Raw genomic sequence first — 12406 nt, 5'->3', positions numbered from 1 at the left:
AGTCATAATTTTCTATTCATTAATAAAGGAACTTTAAAACATAAATTAAATTTCAATTTTATGAAAACGATCCTTTTCCCTACTGATTTTAGTGATAATGCCAAACATGCAGCACAATATGCAGGTATGCTAGCAAGGTTATTTAATGCAAGAGTAGTTTTACTGAACATATATAGTATTCCTATTATTTCTGAATACCAATTGCCTTCTGATATTGAGAATTTCATCAATAGAAATAGAAAAGAAGCAGAACAAAACCTTGAAAAATTTACAGTAGATTTTATTAAAAAATCAGGGTTAGTTCCTGAAAGGATAACTCAAAAAGTAGAATATGGCTTAGCGACGGATAAAATTGTAAGTATAGCTAAGCAGATTCATGCAGACTTAATTGTGATGGGGACTAAAGGTGCTAGCAATATTTTTGAACGTTGGCTAGGCACTCATTCTCAGGAAGTAATGAAAACTGCTAGTTGCCCTGTTTGGGTTATACCAGCAAATGCTCCAATCAACTATCCTCAGCATTTATTGTATGCAGCAGATTTTCAAGGCGATGAAGTAGCTGCTATTCAAAAAATATTGACAACTGCTCAGCCATTAGGCTCAAAATGTAAGGTTGTTCATATTCATGATTATTTTGAGCCTAATGGAGGATATGCCATTCAAGAAATGAAGGGCTTTTTAGAAGATAAGTTTCAAGGTAATAACTTAGAAGTGAAGTGCATCAATCGTGCTGAAATTATTGAAGGGCTAGAAACTTACATCAAGAATCATAAACCAGATGTTATCGTATTAGCTATTCATGAAAAATCTTTATTAGATAGATTTTTCAATGAAAGTGTAACAAAACATTTTATACAAGAAGGTAATTTGCCCCTTTTATTTTTCAAGAAATAGTAAACGAGGGTTATTGTCAGATAAATAACCCTCAATATTTTAATCTCGCCTAGTTAGCTACCTGCGTTCTATTCTCCTTGATTCGTCCAGCCCATTTTTCTAATAGCTTCACAAAAGCCTCTAACTGAAACGGTTTACCGATGTAATCATCCATACCTGCTGCATCACAATCAGCCTGACAATCGTTCATCATGTTAGCAGTCATCGCAACAATGACAGGTTGTTTGATAGCCGTATTTTGTCTGATTTTCATTGATGCTTCCAAACCATCCATTTCGGGCATCTGTAAATCCATCAAAACGATATCATATTCTTTTTTATCAAATGCTTCTAGTACTAATAGCCCATTTTCAGCCAAATCGGCTTCGTATCCCAATTTACTTAATACTTTAAGGGTAAATTTTTGGTTCATCGGATTATCCTCGGCAACCAATATTGATACGGGGAATCGTTCGGCAAAATCATTTGCTAATTTTTGAACGACGGGTTGAGTCAATGTTTTATCTGTCAAAGTTCTATTTTCTTTTATTGTTAAATTTGTCAGTATATTCTTATATAATGTATGCTGTTTTACAGGTTTTGTAAGTATCGAACAGAATAAATCAGGGTAAGCCTTATGTTGATCATCAGCAATTGAACTAAGCAACATAATGGGTAGTTTTGGTTTAATGGACTTAATTTTTAACGATAACTGTATTCCATCCATTTCAGGCATTTGCATATCTGTAATCACCATGCATATTTCCTGTTCATTCTCAATAAAATTTAATGCTTCTGTCCCTGAAGAGGCTACCAATGGCATCATTTTCCATTGCTCCAACTGCGCCCTCAAAATACTTCTATTCGTTGAATTATCATCAACTACCAGTATTTTTTTATGTTCTAAAAATTCAGCTTTAGGCAGAATAGTACTTACAATTTCAGGTGATGTACTTTCAGCTACCTGTATTGAAAACGTAAAAGTAGTTCCTTTCCCAAACTCGCTTTCAACACCAAGCGTTCCTCCCATCAAAGACACTAATTTTTCACTAATTACCAATCCTAATCCAGTTCCGCCATATCTACGGGTTGTTGAAGAATCTACTTGAGAAAATGCTTTAAACAACCTGTCTATTTTATCTGCGGGAATACCTATCCCTGTATCTATTACCTGAAAACCTATTTCTAAAGGAGCATCTTTTTCATTTTTAATCATAAATACCCTCACAAAAATTTCTCCTTGTTCTGTAAATTTAATAGCATTTCCTATCAAGTTCAACAATACTTGTCTTAATCTGAGGCTATCTCCCACTACTTGATTAGGCACATCTGCTTCTATTTGGCAAAGTAAATCTAATTTCAATGAAGCCGCTTTTACGGCAAAAACATCAAGAACCTCTTCAGTACAAACACGTATATTAAAGTCTTTCTTTTCAAGCTCCATTTTTCCAGATTCAATCTTAGAAAAATCAAGGATGTCATTAATTACCGTTAACAAATCATCTCCACAAGCATGAATCGTTTTAGAATAATTGCGCTGTTCTTCATCTAGCTGTGTTTCTTCTAACAAAGATGCCACACCAATAATACCATTCAATGGCGTACGGATTTCGTGGCTCATTGTAGCCAAGAAAATACTTTTGGCGCGGTTTGCCTGTTCAGCCTCTTTTCTAGCTTTTCTTTCCTCAATCGTCGATTGCATTAATTGGGCTGTTCTGAGTTTTACCTCCTTTTCTAGCAATGCTTTTTTTACATTTACCAGCCCTATCCTATAACGATAAAATGCAAAAGCACCACTTATTATGGCAAAACCCATCAATACTCTAAACCAAAGCGTCATCCAAAAGGGTGGCGTAATAATCAAATCAATCGCTATTCCTTCATTATTCCACAAGCCATCATTATTAGATGCTTTTACCCTAAATATATAATGCCCAGGGTCTAAATTAGTGTATGTTGCCCCTCGTTTATTGCCTATATAATTCCAATCTTTGTCAAAACCGTCTAATTTATATGCGTATTGGTTTTTTTCTACCAAAGTATAATTCAATGCAGCGAATTCAAATGAAAACACTGATTGTTTCATATCAAGTTCTATTTTCTTCGTCTCATTAATGTGGCTTGTAAGTGGCGAGTTATTACCAATCTCAACAGCCTTATTAAAAATGAAAAAATTAGTAATATAAATCGGCGGAACAAATGCATTATCTATTACTTTCTGAGGATAGAAAGCATTAAATCCGTTAGAGCCTCCAAAGTATATTTTTCCATCTGGTGTTTTTAAAGAAGAGTGTACTTTAAATTCATTGCCTTGCAAACCATCAGAAATATCATAGTTTTTAAATACCTTATTCTTACGGTCATACCTTGACACTCCTTTATTCGTACTTATCCAATAGAACCCATCATTGTCTTTTACAATGGCATTGATTGCTTCATTCGGTAGGCCATCCTTCTCTTTCAATTTGGTAAAAACATTGGTTTTAGGATTAAAAATATTTAATCCACTTCCAGTCCCAATCCAAATTTCCCCTTGTTCATTTTCTATAATAACATAAATCAGGTTATTGCTCAAGCTATTAGGATTTGAAGGGTCGTGCTTGTAATGAACAAATTGTTTGGTACGAATATCAAATTTATCAAGTCCATTTTCTGTCCCAATCCAAATATTTCCTTTTTTGTCTTCGCACAGGTTCGTTACAACATTATCACAAAGCGTTGTGTTATCCTTCGGATTATTGATGTAGCGGGTAAAAGTATGTTTTTTTCTATCATAGAAATTTAGCCCTCCTCGCCAAGTTCCAAGCCACAGGTTTGCTTGTTTATCTTTGATGATAATATTTACACTTTTAGATGAGATAGAAATAGGGTTATTTTCCTCTGGAAGATGATGCGTAAATACTCCTGTTTTAGTATTAAATAAATCAAAACCGCCTCTGTGATATCCCAAAGCCAATATATCTTTCTCCACTTCTAACACAGAAATGATGTAATCAGTACTCGGACTATTAATATTTTTGGGGTCATGTTTTAAATACGAAAATTGATTCGTAATTGGATTAAATTTATTTAGCCCACCTCCATCAGTACCAATCCAGACATTCCCTTTATAATCATCTTCAATGGCCAGTACAATATTATTATTTAGACTATTTTCACCTATTTGGTGCTGGAACAGAGGGAATTTACTCCCTGATTTTGGTAAATAACATACCCCTCCTGAATAAGTCCCTATCCACATATTTCCGATATTATCAAGGTATATGCTATAAACAGAGTTGCTACTCAAACTAGAATCATCATTAGGGTCATTTTCAATGGTTGTAAAGCCATTTGTTTTTCTATTGAAAACACTGATTCCTCCATTTTCCGTACCTATCCACAGATTATGCTCTTCATCTTCATTAAAAGATAAAATATCATCAAGGGCTAAGCTATTACGGTTCTTTGGATTATGTCTAAAAATCGTAAAGTTATCGGTTTTATCATTAAACTTGGCGATACCTCCTCCTAGCGTACCAATCCAAATAGTCTTTTCAGAGTCTAGGTACACTGTTTTGATAAAACTTGAAGAAATACTAGTAGGATTTTTAGGGTCATGAAAATACTTTACAAATTGCTTTGTTTCTGGATTAAACCTATTTAGCCCATCTTGCGTAGCAATCCATATTTCATGATTTTTATCTTCACAGATTTTGAAAATAAAATCATTACTTAAACTATTCTTATTATTTTCTTCGTGTTTATAAGAAATATATTTCCCCGTTGTTGGGTTATATAGCACAAGACCGAAATTGGTACCTAACCAAATTCGTTTTTTACTATCCTGAAAAATGTCTCTGACGATTAATCTTTTATCTATTTTAATACAGTGTGTAAAGACTTCTTTCTTACGGTCGAACTTATCCAATCCGATTCCCGTAGCTACCCAAATATTGTTTTCGTCATCTTCTAATATATCAAATACTAAATTATCACTGATGGTGTTGGGGTTATCTACTGAATGTTTGTATACAGTAAAATTATAAGCATCGAATTTATTGAGCCCTTCGCCCGTGGCAAACCACATAAAGCCCTTGCTATCCTTTAGTATAGCTCTTACGTGGCTCTGTGAAAGTCCTTCTGTATTTGAAAATCTTTTGAAATGAGGTTTTTGTACTTGTCCAAATATGGGTATCCAAAAAGTAATTATCAAAAGGGTTGTTATATTAAAGCTAGACAATTTCATAATTTTATAAAGTGTGTGTGGTTATCTGAATCATATTTTCCTCTCTTGTAGGTTATCAAAACATACATAAATAAGGAAAAGACTGTCTTGTATTTTCTTAAACAATAATCGGGCTAAAGTATGCTAAAAACGTTAAAAAATATTATTTTTTCTTTTTTTTATAGATAAAGTAAATTCTTCTACCCTTCTAACCAATACCCGTAACACAACTAAAGGCAATAAAGTAGTATTTGTTCAAACAAATCAAAAACAATTATCCTATAAAAAAATAATGTTCCACTATTCAAGTTAATCCTTTTTCCTGAGAAAATAAAGACACTTGAATAATGAAACATTATTTTTTATACTATTCTTTTAAAAAATATAAAATTACTTCTTTGAAGCTCTCTTTTCTAAATCTGCTCTTTTTAGCGTAATCAAATGTCCAATTGGTTTTCCACTACGATACGTAATTACTCTTAAAGTGATAGGACCTTCTGGCAAGTCAACGATAGAACTATATTTAGGTGAAAAACTGTCAGGCATGGTGTCATCAATGGTATAATAAATATCCAAATCTGCCAACTCTGTTCCTAGTTCCAAACTAAGTTTATTATCTTTTAACGTCGTTTTTACGATGGCATCATATACCGCACGAGAATAATTCACTTGTGCTAAATCCGCTCTTTCAAAATGTGCTTCCATGCGCTTTGCAAAATTATCCCAATTTTTGGATGCTTTCGGTGACCAATACACGTCTGCCAACGCCCACACTCTTGGATACGACATATATTCAGCATATCTCAATGATGGGATTTGCTCTGTCCACATATTTCCTTGTCCACCTAAAATATATTTAGCATCTACACCATCAGGTACAGGTTCAAAGCTATAACTTTTACTGACACGCAAACCTGCATAAATTGGTGGGTCTACAGTAGCTTCTCCTTGGTTATAATCTAAATAAGCAAAAGTTGTAGGTGTCATCACTACGTCATGTCCCATTTTTGCTGCTTCAATACCTCCTTTAATTCCTCTCCAACTCATTACGGTAGCTTCTGGCGAAATACCTCCTTCTAAAATTTCATCCCAACCTAGTAGTTTTTTGCCTTTTGCTTTCAAGATTTTTTCTAGGCGATTCATAAAATATCCCTGTAAATCTTCCACATGGCGAATGTTGAGTTGCTTCATCAATGCTTGGCAACCTTCGTCTGCAGCCCAAAAACCTTTGTAACATTCATCACCACCTACATGGATGTATTTATTCGGGAAAAGCGCAGCTACTTCTGTAAATACTTTATCTAAAAACTCATACACTTTTTCATCCGAAGGGTTCAGCGTATTTTCGTACAACATTTTAAATGTACCGTTTCCGTACCAATCGGCCATCGCAGCCCCAGGGTTTACAAAAGTTTTTGGATTCTTGTTACAGCTTAATTCTGGATATGCCGCAATTGCTGCCATACTGTGACCGGGCACATCAATTTCTGGCACAATCGTAACATTTCTGTCTTGCGCATAGGCAACTACCTCTCTGATATCGTCTTGTGTATAGAAACCTCCTACCGTAGCGGCTTCACCGTCTTTAGGAATAGCACGGTCACCAAAGTGTCCTGAACGAGGTACTCTGAAAGCCCCTACCTGTGTAAGTTTTGGTAATGATTTTATCTCTATTCTCCATCCTTCGTCATCTGTTAAGTGCCAATGGAAGGTATTATATTTCATTCTAGCCAATTGGTCGATGTATTTTTTCACGTCTTCTTTTGAAAAGAAATTACGACTCACATCAAACATTATTCCTCTCCATGCAAATCTTGGATAATCTGTAATTTTTACCGCAGGAATCGTCCATGAAGATTTTGTAACAGCTTTGGCTTCTATTTCTTTTGGTAATAATTGAACAAGTGTTTGAATACCATAAAATAAACCAGCCGTAGTATTAGCACTAACAATAACTGCTTTAGTGGTTGATACCAGAGTATAACCTTCCTTACCTATGTTATCATTGTTGGTTTCATTAAGAATCAACTGTATCGCACCACCTTTGCCTTCTTGTGTTTTCAACAAAAACCCTGTTGGTGTATTTAGTTTCTGTACTAGCATATCAGCCACCGAACGTGCCGAAGCATTATTATAGCTGACAATGGTTGATTTAGTAAGGGTGAATAAACCAGCAGTTTGTTCAATTTCAACTGGCTGAGGAATAATATTTAAACTACTTTTTTGGGATTTGCCTGAAAAGCTTGCCAAGAGCAATACAATAAACAGTGTTTTTTTCATTTGGTTTTTAAATTTTTAATTGGACAAAGTTTTTGTTAAGTAATCAATAAAATTATAGCAACGTTTCCATTTATCGTAAACAATTAATAACTAGCAACTTGAAATACATATACTTTTTTTAGAATCTAATTTCGATTTACTCATAAATATGTTGAAATTTATGTCAACCTATTCTAGGCAAGCACAAAGCACAACTAATCACCAATCACTATTTACTAATCATTACTTGACTGCAATAATACTATTTTAAATAATGATTCATCATAAGTGATGGTATTTTCCTTAGAAATTTTCCCTTATTTTGTTCACAAATTTTCTGATATTTATACAAGAAAATACCCTGAATTACCTGTAGAAAAATAAAAAATTACACTACAGGTTAATTGATTATCAACTCCATTTTTATAAATAAACAATCTATGAATACCCTTAAAAAGCGATTTAGTGTACTTGGTCTTGTTTGGATAAGCCTCTTGGTGACCAACTGTACTCAAAAAATTTCATCAAATCTAAACTTAGAAAAATCATTATCCAATGTAGAAAGTATTAAAGGAAGAACCGAATACCTCAATTCTCCTTATGTCACTGCGGGCGATAGGTTGTATATGATAGGTCATCAGAACGGTCAGTTTCCTGATTTGGGTTGGCACGTAGCAGGCGAAATGGGGGGCATTTGGGACCATCCCATCAAATTAATAGATGGCTTTACAGTAACAATTGTGATAAATGGGCAATCTACCTGCTTGTCCCATGCTGATGAATTTGTCAATTATCCCTTTGCCAATAAACACGCTTATCAATCAGCCGTAAAAGGCTTATCTATCGAACGATTTCAGTTTGTACCTGACGGGCAAGAAGCCGTAGTTGTAGAATATACGTTTAACAATACAGAAGCTACTGACAAAACGTTTACCTTCCTATTTGATACTTATACTGATTTACGCCCTGTTTGGCTAGGTGAAAGAACAGGAATGATAGATGGCAATGATGAAGCAACATGGGATGAAGCCACCAATACTTGGATAGCTAAAGATGCCTTAAATCCTTGGTTCGTCATGTTTGGTGGGCTGAATGCTGAAAAGGCAAATGCTACTCCTGTTTGCAATTATCAACCTCAAGGAAAAGGCTGTAGGGCAGCTTTAAGTTTTACCCTCACTGTTCCTGCGAATAGCGCTAAAACTATTCCTATCACCATAGCAGGGTCGTATCAATCTTCACAGCAGATGAAAGATACCTATCAGTTTGTTCAAACGAATGCTTCAAAATTATTGGCTGAAAAACGATTACGCTATGAAGGTATTGATCATCAAACACGTTTGACAATTCCTGATAAAAAATTAGAACAGGCCTTTCGTTGGGTTAAATATGATACTGATTGGCTGATTCGCGATGTGCCAGAAATTGGTCGTGGCTTATCTGCTGGCTTGCCCGACTATCCTTGGTGGTTTGGGGTAGATGGCGAGTACGCCTTGCAAGGCTTAATTGCCACAGGCAGAAAAGATGTGGTTTATAATGCAATTGATTTGATTCATAAAATTTCAAAGAAAACCAGTGAGAATGGCAAAATACTCCATGAAGTTTCTACAAATGGAGCCGTTTTTAACGATGGCAATATCAATGAAACACCACAATTTGCTTCACTCATTTATAAAGTATATCAATGGACGGGCGATAAAGTGTTTTTAGCAAAATATTTTCCAACTATTAAAAAAGGGTTAGACTGGCTAATGACTAAGAATGATGCAAATGGTAATTTGTTTCCAGATGGTTTTGGCATGATGGAAATTCATGGGATGAACTCAGAAATGATTGACGTAGCGGTTTATACCCAAAAAGCCTTTGCTGATGCTGCTGAAATGGCGAAAGCAATGGATGATAATGCCTTAGCAACAATGTATTCAGCCAAAGCTCAATTAATCCGTCAGAAAATCAATAAAGATTTTTGGGTGGCTGATGCCAATTCCTTTGCTGATTTTATTGGTACTAAAGAACAAGCCTTACATTTAATTGATGATGCCATCGTCAGAGCCGACACCCTTAAAAAACCGTGGGCAGTAGAAGAACTCAACATTACTAAAAATAAAATATCAGTATTACCTGCTAATATTTCGCAAGGTTTTGTACTTCATCATAATTGGGTAGTAAATACTCCTATGGAAATGGGCATTGCTGATGCTGATAAAGCCATTATAGCATTGAACACGGCCAGCAAATTTGTCAGTCCATTTGGTGTGTTTGTAACAGGTATCGACCGAGACGAAACAGCAGGGAAAGACGAAATGCCCACCTCGTTGAATCGAAAGATATTTACTTATACTGGAGCCGTAATGACCTTACCAACGGGCGTATTAGCCATTGCCGAAAATAATTACGGTCGCCCAGATAAGGCATTACATTATTTGAATGCAATGACCAAATCCTTTAGTTTTGCCTTACCCGGTTCTATTTATGAAGTCTCGCCCGACTATGGAATGATAGCACAGGCTTGGAATTTATATAGTTATGGTGTTCCTATTGTCCAACAATTTTTCGGGATACAACCAAAGGCTTCAGAGAAAACAATTGTAATTCAACCGCAAATGCCAAGTACTTGGAATAAAGCGAGTCTGGAAAATGTAAAAGTGGGTGACAATGAAATAGGTATTCATTATGACAATAATAGTAATAACTTAACCTTGAAAATTGAACAATCACAATCAGATTGGAAACTTGTCCTTACTTTTCCGACGGGAAAATATCATCACTTTGTGTTGAATGGGAAGGTTGTAGTACCTATTAACAAGGGTAAATCGGATATCATTGAAAGTTCAGAAAAGAAGATAAGTTTAGTCCTAAATTAATATTCATATGAAAATTGTAATGACGCTTTGGATGCATTTGATTACATGGCAGACATTAGCACAAAAGCCAGTATTCCATGCTTTAAAAGACCCTAAACACCATGCTGGTTGTTATATTACAAAAGGAAACGATGCAACAATTGCTAATTTGTCAGAATCTGATGAGGTCGACAATATAGCGTTGTTTAATCTGACGGGAAAAGATGAAGCTTTTAAAGCCATAAAAGGCACAAAGTATTATTCCGAAGCTTTTGCCAATGAAAGATACAAAATATTGATTCATCAAACTTTTATCAAGAAAGTGCCTGATAGCTGTTTAGAGTATTATCGTTTTAAGATTAAGGTAATTTATCGAGGTAAAAACTACTTTTATCAATACAAAGGTTTTTGTGGATGTTAGTAAATATAAACATGAGTCATCTCGAATTTTCTTGTAAAATAGCAAGTTTTAGAAAATTTAAGATTTATACTCGTCCTTACTTTTTGCCTTGATGCAAAAAGTAACAAAAAAATCAAGAATTCCTAATCGCATCGGCGAACCGACTCGCTCCGCTCAAACAGTAGGAATTCACTGCCCATCAATCATAAAAAGCGGTCAAAAATTAGTTTTTTGACCGCTTTTTTGATTTTAAAATTGGGTAACTCAATATTTTATTGAAATCTTATAAAGAAATTTTCTGTGCTTCTTCTTACTTTCTTAGCAAATGCCAAAGGGTCTTTACCAGTATCACGATAGCCAAGTGTCATAAAAGCAACACTTCTTAGCCCTTTTTCTTCCAAGCCTAATAGCTCGTCTACTCCTTCAGGTTTAAAGCCTTCCATAGGTGTAGCATCTACTTGTTCGTTCGCTGCAGCGACGAGTCCAGTCCCTAAAGCAATATAAGCCTGACGCGCAGCCCAATGATAGTTTTCTTCTTTGGTACGTTTTAAAAAACCTTCGAGGCTCTTTCTGAAACCTGCTAATGATTCTGGAGCAACACCCCTCTCAGATGCAATCAAATCTAAGTAAGCATCGATTTTCTCTTGTGTGATATTTGCCCAAGCCGCAAATATCAATAAGTGTGAAGATTCAACTATTTGTGGCTGATTATTAGCCACTGGTTGAATTTTACTTTTCAATGCTGGATTATCAATTACTATAACATTAAATGGTTGCAAGCCCATAGAAGAAGCTGATAAACGAATGGCTTCTAGGATGTTATCAACTTTTTCCTGAGGAACTACTTCCCCAGTCATTCTTTTGGTGGCATATCGCCAATTTAAAGTCTCTATTAGGTTCATGATATTTTTTATTTAATTGACAAATAAATGTATATACATTTAATGTTATTACATTTTAAATTAATATTTAGTTCAAAACTAAATATTAATTTAAAAAAAAGCATGCCTAATAAAACCTATTTGACTATAATTGCTGGTCATCTATACTATTTATAATGGATATTTAGAAGAATAATAGCCTACAAACTTCCATAATTCCTGTATATCATCCCCCAAAACTGGATAGGGAGCATAGTGTTCATTGGTTGATTTCAAAACAAGCACATTCATTTCGGCTAAATAATTAAAAACTTTTTTAAGTACTATGCCTTCACTCCTGGTTACAACGATGCAAACTGTTCCATCTTTGACAGTCTTCCAATTTTCTACATATTCAGCAAAGACCAAAGAGCCTTCTCGGAGGGGTAACATCGAATCGCCCTGAATTGGGAACACCCTATATTTTTTGTCTTTTGCCAAAAAAGGCACATTGAATACAGGTAGGTTACTAATATACTCTAAATCTCCATAGCCGTTTACATATCCCGCTACTGCCTTGATGGGCACATATTCAATATTTTCTTCATTATCTAAATTTACAGTAGTAGTTAAAATTCGTAATCGTTCTTCTTGTTTAGGACTAGGCGACTTTACAGAAAGGTCTTCTTTCAATAACTCATCTATATTCACATTGAAATATTCCGCAAGTTTAACCAAATCTGTGTAACGCGGTTCTGCTCTACCGCTCTCGTAAGAACCCAAAGTTGACTTCTTTATCATTAATTCATCAGCCATTTTCTCCTGAGAAACCTTACCTTCTAGGCTTTTGCGTAAAAATTGTAGATTTTGACTAAAAAAAGTATCCATAAATTTGGTTTTTAATTTTTATTTTGAGTAAATTTATTCACTGAATTAACGCAGATGTATTTTGTAAATATACAAAAAC

General features: G+C 34.8%; 7 protein-coding genes. 3 read left to right on the top strand and 4 right to left on the bottom strand.

Annotated elements, in window-relative coordinates:
• The first annotated feature begins 60 nt into the window (after positions 1–60).
• On the top strand, positions 61–894 hold the full coding sequence (locus tag AC07XN_RS19970; RefSeq protein ID WP_494744313.1) for a universal stress protein: 834 nt from the start codon (positions 61–63) through the stop codon (positions 892–894).
• 49 nt (positions 895–943) lie between these two features.
• On the opposite strand, the gene AC07XN_RS19965 is transcribed toward AC07XN_RS19970, so the two are convergent.
• Positions 944–5068: a hybrid sensor histidine kinase/response regulator gene (locus tag AC07XN_RS19965; protein WP_494744312.1), complete on the bottom strand. Its 4125-nt coding sequence runs from the start codon at positions 5066–5068 to the stop codon at positions 944–946.
• Between the two features lie 402 nt (positions 5069–5470).
• A complete protein-coding gene (locus AC07XN_RS19960) occupies positions 5471–7360 on the bottom strand; it encodes a beta-N-acetylhexosaminidase (protein ID WP_494744311.1) in 1890 nt (629 codons plus the stop codon).
• A gap of 419 nt (positions 7361–7779) precedes the next feature.
• On the opposite strand from AC07XN_RS19960, the gene AC07XN_RS19955 reads away from it, so the two are divergent.
• Entirely contained in the window at positions 7780–10200 is a 2421-nt protein-coding gene (locus tag AC07XN_RS19955; RefSeq protein ID WP_494744310.1) for an alpha-L-rhamnosidase-related protein, read from the top strand.
• A gap of 7 nt (positions 10201–10207) precedes the next feature.
• On the top strand, positions 10208–10600 hold the full coding sequence (locus tag AC07XN_RS19950) for a hypothetical protein (protein ID WP_494744309.1): 393 nt from the start codon (positions 10208–10210) through the stop codon (positions 10598–10600).
• Positions 10601–10851: 251 nt separating this feature from the next.
• On the opposite strand, the gene AC07XN_RS19945 is transcribed toward AC07XN_RS19950, so the two are convergent.
• On the bottom strand, positions 10852–11481 hold the full coding sequence (locus AC07XN_RS19945) for a nitroreductase family protein (protein ID WP_494744308.1): 630 nt from the start codon (positions 11479–11481) through the stop codon (positions 10852–10854).
• Between the two features lie 150 nt (positions 11482–11631).
• Positions 11632–12327, bottom strand: coding sequence for an XRE family transcriptional regulator (locus AC07XN_RS19940; RefSeq protein WP_309912446.1), 696 nt, complete (start codon positions 12325–12327; stop codon positions 11632–11634).
• Positions 12328–12406: the final 79 nt, after the last annotated feature.

This window comes from Arcicella sp. GW458-12-2-14-TSB2 (assembly GCF_059423785.1).
Note: the sequence above shows the minus strand (reverse complement) of the source record. Positions and strands in the feature narration are given on the sequence as shown.